General features: G+C 41.0%; 17 protein-coding genes and 9 tRNA genes. 4 read left to right on the forward strand and 22 right to left on the reverse strand.

Annotated elements, in window-relative coordinates:
* Window positions 1-14 precede the first annotated feature (14 nt).
* A complete protein-coding gene (locus PCY17_RS08245; RefSeq protein ID WP_301393279.1) occupies window positions 15-722 on the reverse strand; it encodes a CPBP family intramembrane glutamic endopeptidase in 708 nt (235 codons plus the stop codon).
* 54 nt (window positions 723-776) lie between these two features.
* Entirely contained in the window at window positions 777-2,195 is a 1,419-nt protein-coding gene (locus tag PCY17_RS08250) for an NCS2 family permease (protein WP_000359243.1), read from the reverse strand.
* Window positions 2,196-2,382: 187 nt separating this feature from the next.
* On the opposite strand from PCY17_RS08250, the gene PCY17_RS08255 reads away from it, so the two are divergent.
* The 4 genes from PCY17_RS08255 (at window position 2,383) to PCY17_RS08270 (ending at window position 6,281) form a co-directional block, all read left to right on the forward strand.
* Window positions 2,383-3,195, forward strand: a complete 813-nt coding sequence (locus PCY17_RS08255) for a Cof-type HAD-IIB family hydrolase (RefSeq protein WP_301393281.1) — start codon at window positions 2,383-2,385, stop codon at window positions 3,193-3,195.
* 282 nt (window positions 3,196-3,477) lie between these two features.
* Window positions 3,478-4,467, forward strand: a complete 990-nt coding sequence (locus PCY17_RS08260) for a PTS sugar transporter subunit IIB (protein ID WP_000021983.1) — start codon at window positions 3,478-3,480, stop codon at window positions 4,465-4,467.
* Between the two features lie 75 nt (window positions 4,468-4,542).
* The gene (locus tag PCY17_RS08265; RefSeq protein ID WP_001280317.1) at window positions 4,543-5,355 is read left to right on the forward strand and encodes a PTS mannose/fructose/sorbose transporter subunit IIC; all 813 of its coding nucleotides are present in this window, start codon (window positions 4,543-4,545) and stop codon (window positions 5,353-5,355) included.
* A gap of 14 nt (window positions 5,356-5,369) precedes the next feature.
* On the forward strand, window positions 5,370-6,281 hold the full coding sequence (locus PCY17_RS08270) for a PTS system mannose/fructose/sorbose family transporter subunit IID (protein WP_000818313.1): 912 nt from the start codon (window positions 5,370-5,372) through the stop codon (window positions 6,279-6,281).
* A gap of 59 nt (window positions 6,282-6,340) precedes the next feature.
* On the opposite strand, the gene PCY17_RS08275 is transcribed toward PCY17_RS08270, so the two are convergent.
* The 20 genes from PCY17_RS08275 to PCY17_RS08370 all read right to left on the reverse strand — a co-directional run bounded on the left by PCY17_RS08275 (window position 6,341) and on the right by PCY17_RS08370 (window position 22,923).
* Complete coding sequence (locus tag PCY17_RS08275; protein WP_033605604.1) at window positions 6,341-8,569, reverse strand: HAD-IC family P-type ATPase; 2,229 nt, start codon at window positions 8,567-8,569, stop codon at window positions 6,341-6,343.
* Window positions 8,570-8,733: 164 nt separating this feature from the next.
* Window positions 8,734-10,068: an aminopeptidase C gene (gene pepC, locus PCY17_RS08280; protein ID WP_301393284.1), complete on the reverse strand. Its 1,335-nt coding sequence runs from the start codon at window positions 10,066-10,068 to the stop codon at window positions 8,734-8,736.
* A 110-nt stretch (window positions 10,069-10,178) separates the two neighbouring features.
* On the reverse strand, window positions 10,179-10,901 hold the full coding sequence (locus PCY17_RS08285; protein ID WP_070837364.1) for a pseudouridine synthase: 723 nt from the start codon (window positions 10,899-10,901) through the stop codon (window positions 10,179-10,181).
* Between the two features lie 232 nt (window positions 10,902-11,133).
* The gene (locus PCY17_RS08290; protein WP_000901578.1) at window positions 11,134-11,364 is read right to left on the reverse strand and encodes a GlsB/YeaQ/YmgE family stress response membrane protein; all 231 of its coding nucleotides are present in this window, start codon (window positions 11,362-11,364) and stop codon (window positions 11,134-11,136) included.
* A gap of 9 nt (window positions 11,365-11,373) precedes the next feature.
* Complete coding sequence (locus PCY17_RS08295; RefSeq protein WP_200730213.1) at window positions 11,374-12,615, reverse strand: aminopeptidase; 1,242 nt, start codon at window positions 12,613-12,615, stop codon at window positions 11,374-11,376.
* A gap of 21 nt (window positions 12,616-12,636) precedes the next feature.
* Complete coding sequence (locus tag PCY17_RS08300; protein WP_000776615.1) at window positions 12,637-12,789, reverse strand: hypothetical protein; 153 nt, start codon at window positions 12,787-12,789, stop codon at window positions 12,637-12,639.
* Between the two features lie 74 nt (window positions 12,790-12,863).
* The gene (locus PCY17_RS08305; protein ID WP_084936780.1) at window positions 12,864-14,714 is read right to left on the reverse strand and encodes a DUF262 domain-containing protein; all 1,851 of its coding nucleotides are present in this window, start codon (window positions 14,712-14,714) and stop codon (window positions 12,864-12,866) included.
* Complete coding sequence (locus tag PCY17_RS08310) at window positions 14,708-16,021, reverse strand: DUF262 domain-containing protein (protein WP_000027040.1); 1,314 nt, start codon at window positions 16,019-16,021, stop codon at window positions 14,708-14,710. The genes PCY17_RS08305 and PCY17_RS08310 overlap by 7 nt, the downstream gene beginning before the upstream one ends.
* Window positions 16,022-16,028: 7 nt before the next feature.
* The gene (locus PCY17_RS08315) at window positions 16,029-16,979 is read right to left on the reverse strand and encodes a YafY family protein (RefSeq protein WP_000999607.1); all 951 of its coding nucleotides are present in this window, start codon (window positions 16,977-16,979) and stop codon (window positions 16,029-16,031) included.
* 15 nt (window positions 16,980-16,994) lie between these two features.
* Complete coding sequence (locus PCY17_RS08320) at window positions 16,995-17,366, reverse strand: DnaA/Hda family protein (protein ID WP_230453984.1); 372 nt, start codon at window positions 17,364-17,366, stop codon at window positions 16,995-16,997.
* Window positions 17,367-17,572: 206 nt separating this feature from the next.
* Entirely contained in the window at window positions 17,573-21,964 is a 4,392-nt protein-coding gene (locus tag PCY17_RS08325) for a PolC-type DNA polymerase III (RefSeq protein ID WP_301393288.1), read from the reverse strand.
* A 176-nt stretch (window positions 21,965-22,140) separates the two neighbouring features.
* Window positions 22,141-22,214, reverse strand: a tRNA-Pro gene (locus PCY17_RS08330).
* 15 nt (window positions 22,215-22,229) lie between these two features.
* Window positions 22,230-22,303, reverse strand: a tRNA-Arg gene (locus PCY17_RS08335).
* An 11-nt stretch (window positions 22,304-22,314) separates the two neighbouring features.
* Window positions 22,315-22,400: transfer RNA gene (locus tag PCY17_RS08340), tRNA-Leu, on the reverse strand.
* A gap of 7 nt (window positions 22,401-22,407) precedes the next feature.
* Window positions 22,408-22,479 (reverse strand) — tRNA-Gly (locus tag PCY17_RS08345).
* Window positions 22,480-22,506: 27 nt separating this feature from the next.
* A tRNA-Thr gene (locus PCY17_RS08350) sits at window positions 22,507-22,579 on the reverse strand.
* Window positions 22,580-22,591: 12 nt separating this feature from the next.
* A tRNA-Leu gene (locus PCY17_RS08355) sits at window positions 22,592-22,673 on the reverse strand.
* A 5-nt stretch (window positions 22,674-22,678) separates the two neighbouring features.
* Window positions 22,679-22,751, reverse strand: a tRNA-Lys gene (locus PCY17_RS08360).
* 24 nt (window positions 22,752-22,775) lie between these two features.
* Window positions 22,776-22,848 (reverse strand) — tRNA-Asp (locus PCY17_RS08365).
* A gap of 2 nt (window positions 22,849-22,850) precedes the next feature.
* A tRNA-Val gene (locus tag PCY17_RS08370) sits at window positions 22,851-22,923 on the reverse strand.

Consider the following 22,923-nt stretch of genomic DNA (forward strand, 5'->3'; position numbering starts at 1 on the left):
AGTAGGCCAATGGTTTAGAATGATAGACCTAGATTTCTACTAATCAACACCAATAAGGCCAACAAACAAAATGCAATACCATTGAGAATCATATGAAGCAAAATGGACATCTCCAAACGCTCAGTCTTATAGGCTGTCCAAGTCAAAACCGTTGACATCCCTCCATAAATAATCACAGAAGGTAGATTGGTTGGCATATGGAGCAAGGCAAAGACGATTGCACCAACAACAAAACCTAATTTTTCTTTTCCACGGAAGATCTTTTTAGGAATAATTCCGCGACACAAAATTTCTTCACAAATTGGTGCAATCAAGACTAGCAGGAAGAAAGTTGAAATCAAGGAGCTATTCTGAACTATACCATTCAGTATTGATTGGTTATTGGTTGTTACCTCATTTGTTAGTCGAAGCAGGAGTGAACCCAAGAGATTTGTCGCAAAAATCACCAGATAACTCAACACCAAGCGAGCCAAATCTTTTGCCTTAAAAAAGGATAGATTAAAAGTAGCAAGTTGTGTTTTTCGTGCACCAATAATAAATACAATCAAAACGACTATGGATAGGGCACCTACTAAGAGCCCTGACTGTAAAATCGGAAACTGTTTGTTTGCTAAAAACAAAGAAAGTCCTATAGGAAATTGAGATAGAACAAAAGCTACCAAAAGGATGAGCACCCATTTCCCTCTGTTCAAAACCTCTTGCCAAATCGTCTTATCTTTCATGATGTACCTCCTTATAATTAAAAAGGGGAGACTCCCCTTTTTCTATTATACCATTTATAGCGCCATACTGATATAGTTAAGGATAAACAAGGCATCCAAAATCCAAATCATCACGTGCACATCCTTGGCTTGACCTTTGACAACTTTTGTCAAGGTATATGTCAAGAAACCAACAGCAATCCCTTGTGTGATAGAGTAGCTGAATCCCATAAAGATTGATGTGAAGAAGGCAGGAACCGCTTCAGCCATATCATCCCAAGGGATATTTTTCAAGTTAGAAAGCATCATGATACCGACGATAATCAAAATTGGTGCTGTTGCAGCTGTCGGAACAATCGCTAGAAGTGGGCTAAAGAAGCTAGATAGAGCAAAACAGATCGCAACTACTAAAGCTGTCAAACCAGTACGTCCACCAGCACCGATACCCGCCGCAGACTCAACATAGGTCGTAACGTTTGAAGTACCTGCAATGGCACCTACTGAAGTTGCCACCAAGTCAGAGTAAAGAGCCTTGTCCAATTTAACTGACTCATGGTTTTCCCCACTTGTCGCAACGATACCAACTTTTTCACCAGTACCGATAAGAGTACCGATTGTATCAAAAATATCTGTTAGTGAGAAGGCAAGAATAGCCATCAAAGTTTCTGGTAAACGCGAAGTGTTTGAAATCAAAGATCCTAAACCTTCTGAACCAAGAGCAGCACCAAACAAAGTTCCTAAATCATTAACCGCTGATGAAAGATTATTGCTAGCGAAGTCAATCCCTGATAATTTGACAACACCAACAGCAATAGCAAGCACAGTCGTTGTTAAAATAGAAAGAATGATTCCACCCTTGATGCCTTTAACAACAAAGAAGATGGTAATAGCCAAACCAGCAAGAGCCACCAATACGGCTGGAGTATTGAAGTCAACCAAACCTGGAACGGCTGCTGAGTTTGCAGTAAGTGCAGCTTGAGCCTTGTCTGCTCCTTCACCTGCTACCGTATAAGTACCTGGATCGATTGAGAATTTCAAGAGACCGGCATTCTTAATCCCAACATAGGCAAGGAAAACACCAATACCAGCCGAAATAGCTGAACGAAGTGTTGTTGGAATAGATTCGATGATCATTTTACGAACATTTGTCAAGGTGATAATCAGTGAAATAATTCCACAAATGAAGACCATACCAAGAGCTTCTTTCCAAGTATAGCCCATCCCAAATACAACTGTAAATGTGAAGAAGGCATTTAGTCCCATACCTGGTGCTTGTGCGTAGGGCAAATTAGCATAGAAAGCCATCATCAAAGTACCGACTACAGAACCGATAATCGTTGCCAAGAACACACCTTGAACAGGCATACCCGTTTGGGAAAGCATTTGAGGGTTTACAAAGAGAATATAACTCATTGCAAAGAATGTTGTTAAACCAGCAAGCACCTCTGTACGGACATCTGTCCCGTGCTCTTTTAGTTTAAATAGTTTGTCCATCTTTAATCTCCTTTTGTTTTTTACGAACAATATCAGTATTATATCATTTATCATTCACCTTTTCAATATGTTTGTTTGATTTATTTAACAAATCAAAGCAACTGTAGTTTTTGTTCTTGTCTGCTTTTCTTCCTTCTTTTTGATATAATAGTAGACATCTTATCTGGAAACGACTAGGAAGGTTTATATGACTAAAAAAATTATCGCGGTCGATTTGGACGGAACCCTGCTGAATAGTGAAAGCAAGCTCTCCGATTTCACCAAAGAGACGATCAAAAAAATTTCAGAAAAAGGACACCATGTCATCATCACGACAGGTCGTCCGTATCGTATGGCAAAAGACTTCTACCGTGAGCTAGAATTGCATACTCCCATGATTAACTTTAATGGTTCCCTTACCCATCTACCAGGACAGGCTTGGGCGCATGAAAAGTGCTTGACCTTGGACAAAAAATACCTCCTAGACATGGTCAAGCGCCCGGAGGACATCCAGGCTGACTTTATTGCAGGAGAATATCGAAAAAAGTTCTATATCACGACTCCGAATGAAGAGATTGCGGATCCTAAACTATTTGGCGTAGAGAACTTCCGGCCGGAAAATCAATTCAAACCCGAACGAGTAACCAAAGATCCCAACTGCATCCTTTTGCAAACAAGGGCTGAAGACAAATACGCTTTAGCGGACGAAATGAATCGTTTTTATCAGCACCAACTAGCTATCAATACCTGGGGCGGGCCCCTCAACATCCTCGAGTGTACTCCCAAGGGTGTAAACAAGGCCTTTGCTCTAGAGTACTTGCTCAATGTGATGAATCGTGATAAAAAAGACTTAATCGCCTTTGGTGATGAGCATAATGACACTGAAATGTTGGCATTTGCAGGCAAAGGATATGCTATGAAAAACGCCAATCCTGCTCTTCTTCCATATGCGGACGAACAACTTCCTCTGACCAACGAAGAAGATGGAGTTGCCCACGCTTTACAAAATTTATTCCTATAAAAGGGAAGATTGCGACCATGCAATCTTCCCTTTTTGTTTTCATTTTGTTTTCACAAAAGCAACTTATTTTCTGTATTTTTATATTAAATTTTCCATTACCATTTTCATTTATCTCTCAAAAGCATTGATATATTAATATTTTTAAAAAGTCATTCTATGAAAACTTTTACATCTTTTTAGAAAAAGTAGTTGATTTTTATATGAAAACGGTTTATACTTAAAGTTAGGCTTAAAGTTTTCTTAAACATATAGTCAAACATTTTATAAGGAGGAATGACAATAATGAGTATCGGAATCATTATTGCGAGCCACGGCGAATTTGCTGCGGGTATTCATCAGTCAGGATCTATGATCTTTGGTGAACAAGAAAAGGTTCAAGTTGTAACCTTTATGCCAAATGAAGGTCCAGATGACCTTTACGCTAAATTCAACAACGCTGTGGCTGCATTTGACGCAGAAGATGAGGTTCTAGTATTGGCTGACCTTTGGAGTGGATCTCCATTCAACCAAGCTAGCCGCGTAATGGGAGAAAATCCAGAACGTAAGTTTGCCATCATCACAGGACTGAACTTGCCGATGTTGATCCAAGCCTACACAGAGCGCCTTATGGACGCGAATGCAGGTGTGGATAAAGTCGCTGCGAATATCATTAAAGAAGCCAAAGATGGCATCAAGGCTCTTCCAGAAGAGCTTAACCCAGTTGAGGAAGTTGCAACTGCTGCAGCTGCTCCAGTTGCCCAAGCTGCTATTCCAGAAGGAACAGTTATCGGTGACGGTAAACTGAAAATCAACCTTGCTCGTCTAGACACTCGTCTCCTTCACGGTCAGGTTGCCACTGCTTGGACTCCTGATTCAAAAGCAGACCGTATCATCGTTGCTTCAGACAACGTTGCAAACGACGAGTTGCGTAAAGAATTGATCAAACAAGCAGCTCCTAATGGAGTAAAAGCCAACGTTGTCCCAATCCAGAAATTGATCGACGTTGCAAAAGACCCACGTTTCGGAGAAACTCATGCCCTTATCTTGTTTGAAACTCCACAAGATGCACTTCGTGCTATCGAAGGTGGCGTGCCAATCAAGACCCTTAACGTTGGTTCTATGGCTCACTCAACAGGTAAGACAATGATTAACAACGTTTTGTCTATGGACAAAGAAGACGTTGCAACCTTTGAAAAAATGCGTGACCTCGGTGTTGAATTTGATGTACGTAAAGTACCAAACGACACGAAAAAAGATTTGTTTGACTTGATTAAGAAAGCAAACGTTCAATAATGTTAATCTGTTTCTATCATTTTTGAAAACAGGATTAAATACTTTATTAAAACTAAATAGAAAAGGAATAAAACCATGTCAGATATTTCAATCATTTCTGCTATCTTGGTTGTAGTTGTTGCCTTCCTTGCAGGTCTTGAAGGTATCCTCGACCAATTCCAATTCCATCAACCAATCGTCGCATGTACCCTTATCGGACTTGCAACTGGTAACCTCGAAGCAGGGGTTATGCTTGGTGGATCTCTTCAAATGATCGCCCTTGGTTGGGCAAACATCGGAGCTGCCGTAGCTCCTGACGCTGCTCTTGCATCTGTTGCTGCAGCAATCATCTTGATCAAAGGTGGTAACTTTACTACTGATGGTATCGCCGTTGCAACGGCAACAGCTATCCCTCTTGCTGTAGCTGGACTTTTCTTGACAATGATTGTTCGTACAATCTCAGTTGCCTTAGTTCACTCAGCTGATGCTGCTGCTAAAGACGGAAACATTGCAGCTGTTGAGCGTGCTCACTTTGTTGCACTTCTTCTTCAAGGTCTTCGTATTGCAATCCCTGCTGCCTTCCTTATCGCTATCCCAGCTTCTGCTGTTCAAGACGCTCTTGGTTTGATGCCAGACTGGTTGAACGGTGGTATGGCTGTCGGTGGTGCTATGGTCGTTGCCGTTGGTTACGCTATGGTTATCAACATGATGGCAACTCGTGAAGTATGGCCATTCTTCGCTATCGGTTTTGCTCTTGCAGCTATCTCTCAATTGACTTTGATTGCCCTTGGTGTCATCGGTGTTGCCCTTGCCTTCATCTACCTTAACCTTACAAAACAAGGTGGAAACGGTGGCGGCGGAGCTGCGACTTCTAACGACCCAATCGGTGATATCCTAGAAGACTACTAGAAAGGGGAACAATCATGGCTGAAAAAATTCAATTATCAAAATCAGATCGTCAAAAAGTTTGGTGGCGTTCACAATTCCTTCAAGGTTCTTGGAACTACGAACGTATGCAAAACTTGGGTTGGGCTTACTCATTAATCCCAGCTATCAAAAAATTATACACTAAAAAAGAAGACCAAGCGGCTGCTCTTGAGCGTCACCTTGAGTTCTTCAACACTCACCCATACGTAGCTGCTCCTATCATGGGGGTTACTCTTGCACTTGAAGAAGAGCGCGCTAACGGTGTAGAAATCGATGACGCGGCTATCCAAGGGGTTAAAATCGGTATGATGGGACCTCTTGCTGGTATCGGTGACCCAGTATTCTGGTTTACAGTTCGTCCTATCCTTGGAGCCCTTGGTGCATCACTTGCTGCATCTGGTAACATTGTTGGTCCCCTTCTCTTCTTCTTTGGATGGAATGCTATCCGTATGGCCTTCCTATGGTATACACAAGAGTTCGGTTACAAAGCTGGATCTGAGATCACTAAAGACATGTCTGGTGGTATCTTGAAAGACATCACTAAAGGTGCTTCTATCCTTGGTATGTTCATCCTTGCCGTTCTTGTACAACGTTGGGTATCCATCAACTTCACTATCAACCTTCCAGGCAAACAATTGTCAGAAGGTGCCTACATCAACTTCCCAGAAGGTCCTGTTACAGGAGCTGAGTTGAAGGGCATTCTTGGTCAAGCGCTTAGTGGTATGAGCCTAGATAGAGTTCAACCACAAACGCTTCAAGGTCAGTTGGACTCATTGATTCCAGGATTGATGGGACTTCTCCTTACTTTCCTTTGCATGTGGTTGCTTAAGAAAAAAGTATCTCCAATCACAATCATCCTTGCCCTCTTTGCAGTTGGTATCGCAGCTCGTTTCTTCGGTATCATGTAATCTCGGTGAGAATATATAAACAAAAAAGAATCAGGATTAAACCTGATTCTTTTTATGTATCAACTTTTTCTCCTAGTAAGATAATGAAAGCACCCAATCACCACTGCTAGTATGGCAACATAGAGTAGCTGTTTGGCTTCTAAAGGCACAAAAGCTCCCTGTAGGATAAAAGTATTGGCAAGTACACCAACAAGGGCTGCAAGGCTCAAAAACGTGAGCAAAAGCATCTTGTATCGATTAAAAGGCAAGCTGACCTTGGCAACTAGACACAGACCATTGATCAGGGCAAGGAGGAAGCAAATAAATTTGACCTGACCTGGGACAGTGATAAAGAAATTGGTCAAAAGAACACTAGCAACCAGAACGCCACCACCAATCGCCGCGTTGGTTAGGATATCTCTCATAAAGTGAGTGCTAACCTTTTCTTTATTGGACTCAAAAGTCAGGAAGAAGGATGGAATCCCAATCGTAATGGCTGAAATGATTGTAAACTGAATGGGGATAAAGGCAAATTCCAAACCAAATACCACACTCAAAATGGCAAAAACGATGGAGAAGAAGGTCTTTGTTAGAAAAAGAGAGGCTACCTTTTGGATGTTGTTAATGACCCGGCGTCCTTCCATCAAGATATCATAAAATACTGCAAAGTCATCTGTGAGAAAAACAATATTGGATACACTTTTGGCTGCACTCGTAGCCCCCTTCATGGCAAAACTAATATCTGCTTTCTTGAGAGCCAGGACATCATTGACTCCATCACCACTCATGGCAACTGTTTTACCAGCATTTTGCAAAATAGATACCATCTTTTGCTTCTGTTCAGGTGTCACACGTCCAAATATTTCGTGTTCCAAGACCACTCTTTCAAAGTCATCATCGCTCACCTTGGTCATATCAATAGCCCGCGCTTCTTCCTTAAAACCTGCCTTACGAGCCACCCCATATACAGCCACATGATTATCACCACTGATAATCTTCACTTCAACACCTTGAGATTCGAAATAGTCAAAGGTTTCCTTGGTATTGTCCTTAATCTCATCTGACAAAACGACGTGGCCTAGTAGTTCCACATTAGCTGGACTCGTAATCTGGTCCCTGCTATGAGCGAGTGTTAAGATTCGAAAACCTTGCTGTTTTAGATGTTCATAGTAGGCATCCATCGGCTGGGTAAAGCCTAGAAACTCATAGGCTCCGAAGAAATAGGTCCCACCCTCTTTTACTTGGACAAAGGAATACTTATTTTTACTTGAAAATGCACCGACTTCTTGAACTTCCCACTTTTTCTCACAGGTTAAGTAAGTCTTCAGAGCTCGGGAAGTTGCATTTTCATCTTCGAAATAAGCCAAATAAGAAGATAGTTTCTCTGCTACATTAGCATCCATTTCTTGGACCTTCATATTCCCCGTCGTGATAGTTCCCGTCTTATCAAAACAAAGAATATCTACTCGCGCCAAGGTCTCTACACAGTATAGCTCCTGTACCAGAACCTTCTTTTTAGCCAGCTTCATGGCTGCTACTGCTAGGGACACACTAACCAAGAGAATCAAACCCTCTGGAATCATGCCGACCAAGGCACCTGAACTTCCTAAAACAATTTCAACATAAGACCGTCCTAGACTAAAACCTCTGACATAGAGCAGAATGGCAACTGGCACCAGCAAGATCGAGACGATTTTTAAAATCTTATCCATGTAATCGCGTAGTTGAGAAGGGTATTTTTTGAATTCCTTGCTGGATTTTGCGAGTTTGTTGATATAACTATCGGGTCCGACCGCCGTCGCCGTGACCAGACAAGTACCGCTAACGACATTGCTTCCGCTCATCAGCTTGTCACCTGCTGTTTTAAAGACTGAATCACTCTCACCAGTCAGCAAGGACTCATCCACTTCGATCGTTCCTTCAAGCACTTCTGCATCGACAGGTACCTGATCTCCCAGATTGAGATGCAGATATTCCCCCAGAACGATGTCTTCTGGATCAATCTCGATCGTTTGACCATCTCGATTGACCTTGTACTTACTTTTACCAAGCAAACTTAGCTTTTCCAAAGCATTTTTTGAACGCACTTCTTGGAAAATCCCGATAGCTGTATTGATAGCAATCACACCTAAAAAGAGCATGTTCTCAAATCGCAAGGTTGTGGCTACCAGAACTGCCAGAGCCAGGTTCATGGCATTAAAGAAGGTAAAGATATTTGAAACGACGATTTCCTTGGTTGTTTTGTAGGGTTTAATGTCGCTGATATTTCGTTGACGATCCTTGATGTCTTGACTGCTTAAATACTTCATTTCTACTCCGATATCCTTTTGTACTACTATAGTAACACATATCTTTTTCTCTGTCACTTAAAGACTCAAAATAAGGAGAACTCCCTTGGCAAGCATCACCTATCGCCACTTCAAGAAGAACTTAAAAAGAGGCTAGGATTCCCCTAACCTCTTTTCTTTATGCTTTATTCTGCCAAGGCTCCCATTGGATCCCATGGTGCAAGTACGATTGGTTCTGCTTCATAGGCAGCTTGTTCTTCTGCTGTCAGCAATTCTTTACGGACAACGATTTGGTAAGTGTATTCGTCCATCCAAGCGTCTGAGGCGACAAAGTAACCATCTGCACCGACCTTGTCTCCCCATGAGTTTTCAACTTTCCACTTGGTTGACTTGCCATTTTCGTCCAAGTCCACACCTGTCAAGACCATGGCGTGGGTCATCAAACTTTCGCTGTAGTCCAAACGTCCAGCCTTGTCTTGAGTCAGTTGAATATCCATGCTTGATTCAAAGTCATAAACATCAGTCGCAAGGATTCCAGCTTTGCGGTTGCTGAGCTGGCCGACATCTGAACCAAACCAAACAGTTTCTCCTGTTTGCATTTGGGCAATCGCCAATTCTTTTAAGCGCTCCATTGGTACGTTGATGTAACGAACTGCACGGCTACCAACCACATTTCCCAACATCTCAACTGTGTAAGATTTACCGTAAGGCTTGTCAGCAGTTGGAGCATTGATAACAGAAACGTAGTCTTCTAGAGGAAGATTGACATATTTCTTGTAAAACTCTTGTGGCGTGATACCCTTTTCGCTTTGGTAGTTATCATCCTTATCGCGATAAGCAAAGTCAAATTTACGCGGTGGAAGACCTAGTGACATAGCAAGGAAGTTAAAGATTTCTTGCAAGAGGTCTTCTTTCTTAGCTTGAACAGTCGCTTGGTCAGCACCAGAAGCGAGCAAGTCACGCAAGATTTGGGCATCTTGGCGAAGCAATTTGTTAAGAATTGCATTGAGCTCACGGCTATTACTAGATGAAACAGACTCAGGGTAAACTGACTTAGGAACGACACCATATTTTTCAAAGAGGGCCACGACCATATCCCACTGTCCACCGTCTTGTTGTGGAGTTTGGAGTAGGAAGCTAACCTTACGGCTCGTCAATTCTTGATCTGCAGTCGCAATGACTTGCTCCAAGAACCAGTTGGATTTCTCGTACTTGTCCCAGAAGAAAGTGTGGGCTTGTGACAACTCAAAGTTTTCCAGTTTGTATTGAGAGATGAGTTTGTGGCGGAAGGTGTTGAGAGCTGCAAACATCCAGCAACGACCAGAGGCTTTCTGGTTAGTAACCTTGTCCTTGGTCAAATCCAATGAGAAAACAGGTGTATTGTCTACATGGCTTTGGCGACGTTCTAGGGCTGCAAAAATTCCGTTATGGCTGACAGCATTTTCAATCGCTTGGTATTTGACATTTGCTTCATAGTTGGCAAATAGTCTATCTGTAAATGATTCTTGAATCGCGTTCATAGATTCCTCCTTTTATTCTACTGTCTATTATAACTCTTTTCACAAAGGAAGCAACCGAAAAACTTAAAAAGGCAAGGACATTCTCCTCACCTTTTCTAACATAATCCAAACTAAGCAATACTAGCAAGGAGCTCCTCTAACTCCTCCTTGGTCAAGCGACGCCATTCTCCTTGTTCTAAGTTCTCATCCAAGGCTAAAGTTCCCATCGTCAAACGTTGTAGGTCCACCACTTCCTTGCCACAGTATGCCACCATGCGTTTGACCTGATGAAACTTACCTTCAGCAATGGTCACACGAACCAGACTTTGATTTTTTTCTGGATCTACCGATACAAGCTCCAGTCTAGCAGGCTGACAGGTAAAGTCTTTGAGAGGAATGCCCTTGGCAAATGTCTCCACATCTTCTTGGGTCATAATACCTTTGACTTGAGCTAGATAGGTCTTATCCACATGACGTTTAGGCGAAAGAAGAGAATGGGCAAGCTGGCCGTCATTGGTCAAGAGCAGAAGACCATGCGTATCGATATCCAAGCGTCCTACTGGGAAAACTTCCTTGCTCCTAGCAATATCATCCAGCAAGTCTAGAACCGTTCTATGCTTGGAATCTTCAGTCGCTGAAATAACTCCTTGGGGCTTGTTCATCATGTAGTAGACAAACTCTTCATACTCCAGCACTTGACCATCAAAGCGAATTTCGTCTTTTTCTTCATTTATTTGCAATTTTGCTGATTTTTCTTTCTTGCCATTGACCGTCACGCGTCCAGCCTTGAGCAAGTTTTTGACCTCCGTCCGACTCCCTACAGCGCAGGCAACTAAAAATTTATCTAATCTCATAGAACTATTATATCATACTCAAAAGGAGGCTGGTTCAATGACCAACCTCCTTTTCTTTTCATACTCTTCAAAAATCTCTTCAAACCGCGTCAACGTCCATCTGCAACCTCAAAACAGTGTTTTGAGCTGACTTCGTCAGTTCTATACACAACCTCAAAGCAGTGCTTTGAGCAGTCTGCGGCTAGTTTCCTAGTTTGCTCTTTGATTTTCATTGAGTATCAGATTTAAGAAATTAACTTCCTCGTCTCCAGAAAATAGCTAAGACAACCATAGCACCTAAAACAGCTGGAACAATGGCTATCCCCGCTAGGTTTGGACCCCAAGTTCCAAAGAGCAGGTGCCCCAAAGAAGCACCAATCCAGCCGAGAAACATTTTCCCAAAGCATCCCATACTTTCTCCACGATTGGTCAAAGCACCTGCCAAGAGTCCCACTAGGAGACCAACAAACATACTTCCAAGCATAGCTTCTCCTTAAATTGCCCAGTCTCCATTACGGAAGAGTGGTACGCGTGTTCCATCCTCACGGATACCATCGATATCCATTTGATTCGAACCAATCATAAAGTCCACGTGAACATCTGAACGGTTAAGCCCTGCAGCTTCAAGCTCTTCTTCGCTCATCTCTGCTCCACCAACAACGCTGGTCGCATAGGCTGCACCGATAGCCAAGTGGTTTGAAGCATTCTCATCGAAAAGCGTGTTAAAGAAGGTAATGCCTGACTGAGAAATTGGGCTTGGATCTGGTACCAAGGCACATTCGCCCAAGGCACGCGCGCCCGCATTTTCAAAGACAAGGTCTTTCATGACCTGTTCACCCTTTTCAGCAGTGATATCTACGATTTGACCATCCTTGAAGGTTACTTTAATGCCTTCAATGATATTTCCGTTGTAGCTAAGTGGTTTTGTAGAGGTTACATAGCCATCTGCACGACGGAAGTCAGGCGCTGTAAAGACTTCTTCTGTTGGCATATTTGGCAAGAATCCTTCGCCCTGTGCATTGATAGCACCAGCTGATTCCCAAACGTGGTTCTTTGGCAAACCAAGTGTCAAATCTGTTCCTGGCGCTGTGTAGTGAAGTGCTGAAAATTGTTCTTTATTAAGCATATCTGCCTTGCTCTTGAGGATGGCTGCATGTTCTTCCCAAGCCTTAACAGGATCTTCCTCATAGACACGACAAGTCTTAAAGATTTGGTCCCAGAGGAGATCGACTGCTTCTTCATCGCTCGCAGCATTTGGAAAGACTTTCTTAGCCCACTCAAGTCCAGCAGCGGCTGCTACAGTCCAGCTAACCTTGTTGGATTGTGTTGCGATACGCATTGGCTTCATCGCAAGTCCCATAGCTTTAGCAGAAGCTGAAAGCTTGTCCGCATCCACTCCGTTCAAGGCACCTGGATCAGAAGAACGGACACCGAGACGGCTAGCCTTATTCTCCAAGAGATAGTTCATCTCAGCAATCTTGTATTCTGGTACATTGTCTAAACGCTCCATCGGCGCGTGAAGGAATTTCTCACGATTTACAAAGTCGTCTGCCCATTGAACGATAACTTCGTGTGCACCAAGTGCATAAGCTTCTTTAACAATTAAATGCGCCAACTCGCGTTGCTCCACATCGATAGAAAGAGCCAAAGTATGACCAGGCTGCACGTTAATTCCATTCGCAACCAACAATTTCGCATATTTTTCTAGATTTTCTTTAAAATTTGGTAAAACCATTTTATTTGTCCTTTTCTTTTGTTATTTTTCTTTCAAAGCAGAAAATAATCCTGCCAAAGCAATAGCACCTGACAAGAGTGCTGTCGATAGAAGAATTGTTTCATCTGCCAGCTCTAGCTGATAGTCAAAAATCTTTTCAGCAGGTTTATCTTCCGCAAAAATCCTTAGTTTCATCAAATGTCCCCCATTACTAGTATATCACATATATTAGCATTTTAAAAAACAAGCTCATTAAAGCTTGTTTTTATTTAACTATCACAAAAGTCGTGTACATATCTTTCCACTTCTTTTTCCATAAATTGAATCTCACAAATACCCCATTTATCATTCTTTACCGTTACATCTGCCATCATCTGTAATTTTAAACTCTGGCGATTGAAAATTCCTTCCCACTGTTTATATTTTGCACTTGGAACTAAATTTCCAAACTTCGAATTTTGACTATCTGTAATGATACAGAGATTCCCAAAGGAATGCAAAAATTTATCATCAATTTTTTCAACTCTTTCATCACTATTTGGATGTTGTGGAAACCAATGCTCTATAGAACGACGATATGTAAATTTGAAATCTTCAAACTTAACATCGTATGCTTTCTTTAATTCTTCACGATTTTTCCATAAAACATAATCCACAAAGTTAAAAGCATAAACAGGAATTGCACCATATTTCTTAATTCTTCTATCCTCAGTAAAAAATCTTTCTTCTGCATACGTTACTGCCATTTTTTCTAGAAATTCTTTAAAATGAGCACCAAATTCTTGATCATTTAGTTCTTCAATATGTCTGAAGAGAAATTGTAAAATCTCATATAACCAACGACTATCACGATTAGCAGTAAAGGTCACAGCAAACATAGATTGAAGGAGGATAATGTTTTTGTTTAAATTGTCAAATGTATTTTTTTGATAATTAATTCGGACATATTTCCATCCTCCATTTTCATTTCGTTGATATGTCTCATACTGACCTCGTTTGATTTGCCATTCGGTTTCATTTTCTAATTGGACATTTTTTACGATAAACGTATCAAATATATGCTTCATAGTCAGAAGTAAATTCCCAAATTGTTGAACCCATTTTCTATCTCGACGTTCAATTTGAAATATTGTCAATAATTTTTTATCATCAAATGTAGTTTCGTCATTTCCTTCCATGATGAAAAAAACTTGAAGTAAAAATGTTGGAAAATCAATTATAGTCGTATAATTTGAAATGTCTGCTCCATTATTTACTAAGCTACTACTTTCATATTTTGTCTGAGTAATTGCATCTAGTAAACTTCGTTGCTCAATTTTTTTTACTCTTATTTTCTCAAATACACTTTCCAATTTGAAGTTAGTAAATTCTTTACCAAAAATTTTCTCCCCCTCTTCATCAGTATTGTTTGGTCTACTTCGGATTTGAAAAGTTTTTATTACCGGCTTATCAAATTCCACACAGGCATCCCAAATTCTTGCAAATTTTTGTGCCATTTCTTGATCTTCATCAAACTTAGCCATCATTTGTGCCTTAAGAATTTCATGAGCTTCTAGTTGTTCTCCCCGAGAGTTAAAACGTTCGAAATAAAGATTCAAATCTAAATCTTTAGGAAGTATACTTCGAAAAATGATGACATTCTCAAAAAGATAATCAACGAAGGACTGAAGTTCAAGTTGGCGCTCTCCTAGCACTTTTTTTAAGGCATCTTTAGCATGTATGTACCCTCTAGTTAATTCATTTTCATCGTCCTCAGAAATTTTTTGCTTAGTAAATAGTTTTTGAATATTTTCATTTGATTTCCTCCGAGCTGGGAAAGTTAAACGAACCGCCTCTAATCTGTCACAATCAAACTCATTTTTCAAAACCAAAGCAATTAAATTAAAGGCTGTGGTTCGTTGTTGACCATCTATAATTTTGAAAATACCATTCTCTTCATTGACGACTAATGTTCCAATATAGTAATTGTCTCTCTTTTCTTTAAAAGCATCTGCTACATCGTTCAATAATTGTTCGATCTCATCATAAGTCCAGGAAAAATTTCTCTGATAAAGAGGAATAGCATAGGTCTCTTCATTTAGCAAACGATTAACTGATAAGCATATATGTGTTTCTACCATTTATCTTTTTCCTCTTCTATAATTTGTTCCACAGTATAATTTTCAAATAACTCTCTATCTATCTTGACCATGAAATCATTTGGAGTGACAGCATGAGATAAAAGTTGAAATAGCTTTTGAACCTCTTTTTGTCTAAACCTTCCACCAGCAACATAGTTTCCAACAGTTGCATCATATATGGCTTTAGACTTAACTCGAGGGTAATAAGACCAAATAAACAAGGTCTCTACTATCTCTTTTGATAGCTCCTCTTTTCCAAATCTATCTGCGAAAAGCGAGCAAATATTTAGGAATATATTGTGACACTTGAGATAGCGACCCTTTGAGCTGTTGTAAATGTTTAACATACCTTCTGGGTAAGCTAAATTTTGTTCTTCCTCCTCTGACTCATTAGAGATTCCTAACTGTTCATTTAAAAAATCTTTATGATTTTTAATAGTTTCATGAGAAGATTCAATATACTCAAAAAATTTACTTCCATCAATGATTGGCATAGTAATGGACATAGGGAGATTTTCAATATGACGATACAATTCTAGATATGGAAAGTTCTGATTCAAATCAACGCCTTTAAAGTCGTCAATAAAATCCTCTGTAAAGCGGAGATAAGATCCATAACGCTTGTTTGTTAATCCTGTCTCTCCTCGCGACCAACGTCTCATACGAAAAAGATGATTATCAAACAACTCTTTGAGACTTAACTCTTTATCCTCTACAAATTGCTCCCACTTTTCAACAATCTTTTCATCTTCTGAATCTTGCTTGCGAAGATGATAGGCTTTGAGCAAATCATGAGGTTCTAAAGATTTACCACGATTATTCTGAGAATCAAATAACTGAAAGGCTTCAGATAATCGTTCTTGGGGCATAGTAATCACAGAGACAGCACAATTCTCTAATAAAAAGTTGCAAATATCTTTTGCCTCATTTTCGCCAACTAATTGAGTTAAATTTTTCCACTCATTATAATTTTCACTCGCATGATAGCAAGATAGCTCTCCAAATTCTTCAGCACTCAACAGTTGATTCGCACCCTTATAATTCTCTAAGTCATCTAACGAATGAAGAAACAAAGAAATTGAAATTAGCCGTTGCTGTCCATCGACAATATCTAAGTGTCCATCATTCTTATGCAGGATAACGGAACCAATCTGATATTCCTTTTTCCCCATAGCATCTCGTAAATCATAAAAAAGATTACGGATATGTTTTCTGTTCCATTTATATGGTCTTTGATAAGAAGGAATCCGCAAATTCCCTTTTTTCAATAGTTCTCCAACCTTTTTAGAAGTAAATTGAATACTCATTTTATCCTCATTTATATTTATCTATCATTTCTTGAACTGTTCGCTTCATATCCTCTACTAAAATCCGAGGAGACAAAACAGTAACTGCTTCCCCTTGTCCCAGTAACCAGCGTTTAAGACCCGGTGTATACTGACTTTTAAACTTAAAATGAGTCCAGTCACCATTTTTCCCAACTATTTTTGCATTTGGAAATTGATCCATCACAATAGTAGGATCATACAAATACCCAATCTCAATACTGATTTTCTTCCCGATAAAAGCATCAACTCTCTCGTTACGAATATCACCATCTCTAAATTTATCTCTATAAGAAATAGAGGGTTTCTCTATACCACTAAGAGACCATGATTGGATACGGTCTACTCTTAAAGTAATATAAGTAGCGTGTTTTAACTGATAAACAACCAGATAAAAATAATGACTATCATAGTAAAGAGATACAGGTAAAACCGTCTGCTTCTTAGAAGACTCAGAATAAGGTTTTTGATAGACAATATCTAGAACCTGTTCATGCAAAATAGCTTCTGATAAATTCCATATTTTCTCTATTCTATTTTGCTGATCCGTTAAGGGAGCATAATTAAGCTTTTCACTACCAATGATTTGCTCAATTTCTTTCTGGTCATCACGAGGAACTAAAATCAGTAAATTTTTTAGTAAGCTATCAATTTCTGGCCGATTCAATGCTCGATTTTCCAATAAAATCTTTGAAATAACAAGTATATCCTTTTTATTAAAAACTGACTTACTTGATAGGCTATACTTATTTGTTTTACGACTATAAAGCAGGTCTCCATTAAAATCGAGATGACTGGATAAAATATCACGAAGGAGCGAAAAATCTCTCTGTATCGTCTTTTCACTAACCTCAAATTCCTGGGCTAATTGCTTTTTTCCTAACGGAGTCCCAAACTGTAAGCGTAAAAAGATTGTTAGTAATCTCTCTTGATCATTCATCTAATGTCCTTTTTGTTAATCTTCAAGCAATGTTAGACAAGCTGTCATTCCCCACTTAAAACGCACAATCAAATGAAAATTTAGATTTTCCAATTGATCTGGTTCAGAGTCACCAGAGAAAACCATTTGTTTATTCATATCATGTTGAGAATTAAAAAGATTAAAAAATTTTTCTTGAATCATATCATCCTTTTCTCCCAATATCTGAATATCATCTACTATTAGGAGATCAAACTTCTCACTTCTAACTTTTTGTATTTCTAGCTCATTTTCTAACAAATCTTTAGCAGAAATATATTTTACTCGCTTTTCTGGATTGTTCTCAAGAACCTTATTTCCAATTGCTTGCAGGAGATGTGTTTTTCCTGAACCTGATTGCCCATAAATATAAAGGGGATTGTATTTTAATCCTAAGTTCTTTACTACTTCTAAAGCTTCTTTTTTGCTAAAGCATTACCGTCTTTTTCTATAAAATTTTCAAATTGATATTTGTTATCTAATCCTGTATTGTTCATCATTTAAACCTCTTTCTTTGTTATGCTATAAGTATAACAAAACAGATGGACAATTTTTGTCCGTCTGTTAATTTTTTTTTAAAACAAATCATCAAACAAACTCAACTGGTTATCCTCTGGCATATTGCCGAGAATCCCCATTTCATCCATCTTTTCAACTAAGGTAGATGAGAGTCCGCCACGCTTGCGGAGTTCGGTTTTAGAGAGGAATTCCCCTTCTTTTCGAGCACGCACCAACTGCTTAGCAACGTTCTCTCCTAGACCATCCATTGCGACAAATGGTGGGATAAGAGTGTCTCCATCAATGATGAATTCAGTCGCATCACTACGATAGAGATCTAACTTGCCAAACTTAAAGCCACGTTCCCACATTTCATTGACAATCTCAAGAGTTGTATAAAGATCAATTTCCACATTAGAGGCTTCATTGTTCTTCCGTTTTTCAGCGATTTCTTCCATTCTACGCTTAATGGCATCCAAGCCTGCTCCCATGGTTTTGATATCAAAAGCCTTGGCGCGGATAGAGAAGTAAGCACAGTAATAATAAATGGGATGGTGAACCTTGAAGTAGGCCACACGCAAGGCCATCATAACGTAGGCTGCCGCATGGGCTTTGGGGAACATATATTTGATTTTCCCACAAGATTCGATATACCACTCTGGCACCTTATTGGCCTTCATGGCTTCGATATAGCCATTTCTCTCCTCTTCGGAGATCTTCAACCACAAGCCCTTACGTACCCGTTCCATGATGGTAAAGGCCATCTTAGGTTCAAGACCAGAATGCATGAGATAAACCATGATATCGTCCCGACAACCGATAACAGTCGATAGGTCCGCAATCCCTTGCTTGATCAAATCCTGGGCATTTCCCAACCACACATCGGTACCGTGGGACAGACCTGAGAGCTGAAGCAATTCCGCAAAAGTCGTCGGATGCGTCTCGTCTACCATCCCACGTACAAAGTTGGTTCCAAACTCTGGGATTCCCAGCATGCCCGTCGGCGTTCCGATTTGCTCCGGCGTCACCCCAAGTACATCCGTCCCTGAAAAGAGGGCCATGACACCTTCATCATCCATAGGAATTTCATTAGGGTCAATCCCAGACAAGTCCTGCAATTTTCGAATCATGGTCGGATCATCATGCCCCAGTACATCGAGTTTGAGGACATTCTCATCGATATCATGGAAGTTAAAGTGAGTCGTCTGCCATTCAGCCGTCACATCATCTGCTGGATACTGGACAGGCGTAAAGTCGTAGACATCCATGTAGTTAGGAATAACAACGATTCCTCCCGGGTGTTGTCCTGTTGTCCGCTTGACACCAGCCGCACCCTGAGCGAGGCGTTCCACCTCTGCATCACGATAAAACTTCCCGTAGTCTCTCTCGTAGCCCTTGACAAAGCCATAGGCAGTCTTGGCAGCCACCGTACCAACCGTGCCTGCACGGAAGGCATATTCCTCACCAAAGATATCACGTACATCCAAGTGGGCGCTAGGCTGGTCTTCTCCCGAGAAGTTCAAGTCAATATCGGGAACCTTGTCCCCATCAAAACCGAGGAAGGTCTCAAAGGGAATATCCTGCCCATTTTTGCTAAGTTTATGACCACAGTTTGGACAATCCTTATTGGGCATATCAAACCCTGAACCGTAAGAACCATCCGTGATAAACTCACTATACTGACACTGACCACAAACATAATGAGGAGAGAGAGGATTGACCTCCGTAATCCCAATCATGGTCGCAACAAAACTGGACCCAACAGACCCACGAGAGCCAACCAAGTAGCCCCGTTCATTGGAACGTTGCACCAGCATCTGCGATGCCAGATAAATCACGGCAAATCCATTCCCCAGAATGGAAGTTAATTCTTTTTCAATCCGCAAATCAACAATATCTGGCAGCGGATTTCCATAAATCTCAAAAGCTTTCTTATAGGTCAACTCAGCGACCGTTTCTTCAGCCTTGTCGATGAAAGGTGTATACAAGTCACCTTTAACAACCTCAACAGGTTCAAAGATATCTGCCAAGGAATTGGTGTTTTCGATGACTAATTTGCGTGCTAAATCTTCTCCCAAGAAAGCAAATTCATCCAACATTTCATTGGTCGTTCTAAAATGAGCCTTCGGTAGCGGTGCTGGTTGGGCATGTTCACCATGACCGATGGTTCGGTTAATCATAGCCCCCTGTCCCAAACTACGGACAATAATTTCACGGTAAATCTCTTCTTCCGGTTCAATATAGTGAACATTTCCCGTAACCAAAACAGGCTTGCCAAGACGGTCCCCGACTTCTATCAAACTCTTGATAATAGTCTGGAGTTCTTCCATATCCTTGACCTGCTCCTTGGCAATCAAGGGAGCATAGATAGCTGGTGGCATGACCTCGATAAAGTCATAATACTTGGCCACCTCAACCGCCGCATCCACACCTTGGGAAACAACTGCGTCAAAAACTTCGCCTTCCGAGCAAGCCGACCCCAAAATCAAGCCCTCCCGATGGGCATCTAGAACCGTTCTCGGAATCCGTGGCACCCCTTCAAAGTACTTGGTATTGGACAAAGAAACCAGCTTAAAAATATTTTTTAAACCAACTTGATTCTTGACATAGATAGTCGCATGCTTGATCCGAGCTTTTTTATAAGAGTCTGGACTAATCAAATCAATGTTGAGTCTAGCTAAATCAGTCACACCATGTTTCTCTGCCACCTCTTTGATAAAGATGAAGAGCAGACGACCAGTAGCTTCCGCATCGTAGTTGGCCATGTGGTGGTGTTCAAGTGCCACACCAAAACGCTTGGTCAAAGGTCCCAAACCATGACGTTTATACTCAGGATAGAGATTTCTAGCAAACTCCAGCGTATCGATAACTGGCTGGTTAATTTTAGGCAGACCATGGCGCTCATAGTTGGCATTCATAAAGCCAACGTCAAAGGTAGCATTGTGAGCAACTAAGACTGTATCCTTGCAAAATTCTTGGAATTCTTGCAAAACTTGTTCCAGTGGTTTAGCATTTTTGACATGATCATCTGTAATTCCTGTCAACTCAGTAGTAAAGGCTGATAATGGATGCCCGGGATTGATAAATTCATCAAATTCGGCAATAACATTCCCCTTGTACATCTTAGAGGCCGCAACCTGAATCAAATCATTATAGATAGCTGAAAGTCCCGTCGTTTCCACGTCAAAGACCACATAGGTCGCTTCTGACAAGCCCATCTCCACTTCGTTGTAAACGATAGGGACACGGTCCTCCACGATATTGGCTTCCATTCCATAGATCAGCTGAATTCCAGCTTTCTTAGCTGCCTTGTAGCCATGTGGGAAGGACTGGACATTCCCATGGTCCGTGATGGCAACCGCCTTGTGTCCCCACTTAGCAGCTATCGCAACGATTTCTTCAACCTCTGGTAAAGCATCCATGGTCGACATATTTGTATGAGCATGAAACTCAACCCGACGCTCACCTTCTGGCATCAAATCCTTCCGCTCATAGTGAACCACTTCCTGCACATCCTGGACGTTCATGGTCAAATCACGTGTGAAGTTATTCATCTCCACATTCCCACGAACTCGAAGCCAAGAATTCTTCTTAATGATGTCAAACTTCTGAGCCTCTTCTTCATTCTTAACCCATTTTTGCATTGAAAAACTTGAAGTGTAGTCTGTCATTTTAAAGTTGATCAAAACACGACCAGTTCTGGTCACCTTATGCTCCACATCAAAAACGACCCCTTCAAAGACCAGGCGATTTTCCTCAGTCGTCACGTCGATCATCTGAGTAACTTCAGCCTTATCTAGTTTAGGCTTGGCCGCAGCCTTTTTAGCCTGAAAATCAAAGGCTGGCTTCTCTTCTACTGGAGGAGGAGCCATTTGTTCCAGTTGCTCCATAGCCCGGAGCGCTTCCTCATTGGCAGCTTGCACAATCTGTTCATTCTCCGTATGGAAGGCTTCCTCCTGCTCTTGTGTAAGAGCATCGTTCTTTTCTATTTGGCATACAAAAGCTGGAAAACCAAACTTTTCGAGTTGCTTTGCCAAATTAGGAAGATGATTCTTCTTAAAGTGCTCCTTATCAATCGCCTCTGAACCTTCAATAATGAGTTGATTTCCTTCCGAACGAACGTTTAAATTCTGGTAAAGAGATTTAAACCCCTGACTTGCACATGGACCTTCAGAAAAAGCCTCTCTATAGTAGGCCTGCAAGAGTTCATTTGAAAATTCTTGAGAGAGAACCTTGATTTCGAAAACAGCTCGATTGCCTGTTTTAGAAAATTCTTCACTAAGCCCATTCTTTAACTCTAAAAAGATTTCAATCGGTAAAATATTAGAAAATACAAAATGAAATTCCCAAATCTTACTAATTTTATGAACCACAACACGCTCAATTTTTGCATCAACAAGAGCAGGATCCCGTCTCAATTGATCAGAGATTCCTAGTTGATTCATTAAAATTTCAAACTTACTTGACATTCATTTTCCTCACATTATTCTTTTACTATTTTACCATAATTAAAGAAAATATATGACTAGTACCATTCCTTAAGCACTGCTAGTTTACACAAATTTATTCCGTAAACAAAAAAGAAGACTCTCAGAATCTCCTTAGTAAATAAAAAAAAGATACCCTAAAGTATCCTCGTAATCGATCGGGAAGACAGGATTCGAACCTGCGACACCTTGGTCCCAAACCAAGTACTCTACCAAGCTGAGCTACTTCCCGCGTTAAATAAAAAAATGCACCCTAGAGGAGTCGAACCTCTAACCGCCTGATTCGTAGTCAGGTACTCTATCCAGTTGAGCTAAGGGTGCTCATCATTATATGCCGAGGACCGGAATCGAACCGGTACGATCGTTACCAATCGCAGGATTTTAAGTCCTGTGCGTCTGCCAGTTCCGCCACCCCGGCCTCTCTAAGCGAACGACGGGATTCGAACCCGCGACCCCCACCTTGGCAAGGTGGTGTTCTACCACTGAACTACGTTCGCATTGACCTCTTATTCTATATAAAAAAATGCCGGCTACATGACTTGAACACGCGACCCTCTGATTACAAATCAGATGCTCTACCAACTGAGCTAAGCCGGCTGATTTCTATTATGCGGGTTAAGGGACTTGAACCCCCACGCCGTTAAGCGCCAGATCCTAAATCTGGTGCGTCTGCCAATTCCGCCAAACCCGCAATGATGACCCGTACTGGGCTCGAACCAGTGACCCATTGATTAAAAGTCAATTGCTCTACCAACTGAGCTAACGAGTCTAAAATAACTTCCGTTATCTTAAACGGTCCCGACGGGAATCGAACCCGCGATCTTCGCCGTGACAGGGCGACGTGATAACCGCTACACTACGGGACCTATGGGAGTTAACGGGATCGAACCGCTGACCCTCTGCTTGTAAGGCAGATGCTCTCCCAGCTGAGCTAAACTCCC

The organism is Streptococcus sp. SO2 (assembly GCF_030440025.1).

What these genes read in the sequence shown, in the direction of transcription:
- PCY17_RS08245 (WP_301393279.1), bottom strand. Translation starts at nt 722, where the DNA reads ATGAAAGATAAGACGATTTGGCAAGAGGTTTTGAACAGAGGGAAATGG.
- PCY17_RS08250 (WP_000359243.1), bottom strand. Translation starts at nt 2,195, where the DNA reads ATGGACAAACTATTTAAACTAAAAGAGCACGGGACAGATGTCCGTACA.
- PCY17_RS08255 (WP_301393281.1), top strand. Translation starts at nt 2,383, where the DNA reads ATGACTAAAAAAATTATCGCGGTCGATTTGGACGGAACCCTGCTGAAT.
- PCY17_RS08260 (WP_000021983.1), top strand. Translation starts at nt 3,478, where the DNA reads ATGAGTATCGGAATCATTATTGCGAGCCACGGCGAATTTGCTGCGGGT.
- PCY17_RS08265 (WP_001280317.1), top strand. Translation starts at nt 4,543, where the DNA reads ATGTCAGATATTTCAATCATTTCTGCTATCTTGGTTGTAGTTGTTGCC.
- PCY17_RS08270 (WP_000818313.1), top strand. Translation starts at nt 5,370, where the DNA reads ATGGCTGAAAAAATTCAATTATCAAAATCAGATCGTCAAAAAGTTTGG.
- PCY17_RS08275 (WP_033605604.1), bottom strand. Translation starts at nt 8,569, where the DNA reads ATGAAGTATTTAAGCAGTCAAGACATCAAGGATCGTCAACGAAATATC.
- pepC (WP_301393284.1), bottom strand. Translation starts at nt 10,068, where the DNA reads ATGAACGCGATTCAAGAATCATTTACAGATAGACTATTTGCCAACTAT.
- PCY17_RS08285 (WP_070837364.1), bottom strand. Translation starts at nt 10,901, where the DNA reads ATGAGATTAGATAAATTTTTAGTTGCCTGCGCTGTAGGGAGTCGGACG.
- PCY17_RS08290 (WP_000901578.1), bottom strand. Translation starts at nt 11,364, where the DNA reads ATGCTTGGAAGTATGTTTGTTGGTCTCCTAGTGGGACTCTTGGCAGGT.
- PCY17_RS08295 (WP_200730213.1), bottom strand. Translation starts at nt 12,615, where the DNA reads ATGGTTTTACCAAATTTTAAAGAAAATCTAGAAAAATATGCGAAATTG.
- PCY17_RS08300 (WP_000776615.1), bottom strand. Translation starts at nt 12,789, where the DNA reads ATGAAACTAAGGATTTTTGCGGAAGATAAACCTGCTGAAAAGATTTTT.
- PCY17_RS08305 (WP_084936780.1), bottom strand. Translation starts at nt 14,714, where the DNA reads ATGGTAGAAACACATATATGCTTATCAGTTAATCGTTTGCTAAATGAA.
- PCY17_RS08310 (WP_000027040.1), bottom strand. Translation starts at nt 16,021, where the DNA reads ATGAGTATTCAATTTACTTCTAAAAAGGTTGGAGAACTATTGAAAAAA.
- PCY17_RS08315 (WP_000999607.1), bottom strand. Translation starts at nt 16,979, where the DNA reads ATGAATGATCAAGAGAGATTACTAACAATCTTTTTACGCTTACAGTTT.
- PCY17_RS08325 (WP_301393288.1), bottom strand. Translation starts at nt 21,964, where the DNA reads ATGTCAAGTAAGTTTGAAATTTTAATGAATCAACTAGGAATCTCTGAT.